Source organism: Paraburkholderia sediminicola, assembly GCF_046027825.1.
In the GTDB taxonomy this organism is placed as follows: domain Bacteria; phylum Pseudomonadota; class Gammaproteobacteria; order Burkholderiales; family Burkholderiaceae; genus Paraburkholderia; species Paraburkholderia sediminicola_D.
The window spans coordinates 1-506 of the sequence record NZ_JAQQDU010000269.1; the positions used below are offsets into that span (position 1 = coordinate 1).

1 protein-coding gene is annotated in these 506 nt (G+C 49.0%); it reads right to left on the reverse strand.

What is annotated here, in order from left to right; genetic code table 11:
- Positions 1 to 186: 186 nt before the first annotated feature.
- A partial coding sequence (locus tag PQQ96_RS42205) for a hypothetical protein (RefSeq protein WP_408303368.1) occupies positions 187 to 506 on the reverse strand: 320 nt, incomplete at its 5' end.

Sequence of the window (506 nt, forward strand, 5' to 3'; positions counted from 1 at the left end):
CGACCCGTTTCGGACCTTTATTAGCGCCGGGAACGGTCGCTCGGCGGGAAGGCAATGATGGCCAGCGCTTCAGCATGCCATCCTGTTAATCGATCGCTATCCGATTTTCCCTGGTCACACATCGTCCAGTTCACGACCGACTTGGCATCCGTCGCGAGCAAGTATGTGAAAAACCGCTGTCGCGGTCTATTCCTCTACACCGAAGTTTTTTAATTGCAATATTAACGCTTCGAGGATTTCTTTCGCCTCAGAGCTGTTGGGCTCAACCCAAAGCCAATACCTTACTTGCCCGATGAGTCGATCCATTGCAATCGGGTCATGCCGGGGCGTCGCTTCGGTTTTGTAAAAGATATCCGAATCGGCGAATTTTTTGAGAAAGTATGCTTCTTGTCGAATGCGACGTCTTTTTGCCTTTGGCACCCGGATTTTTCCATCTCGAAGAATCGTTAGTCCGGTTACAAACCAAGCAGCATGTTTCTCACTAAAATTTCTAGTCTTCGTATGGT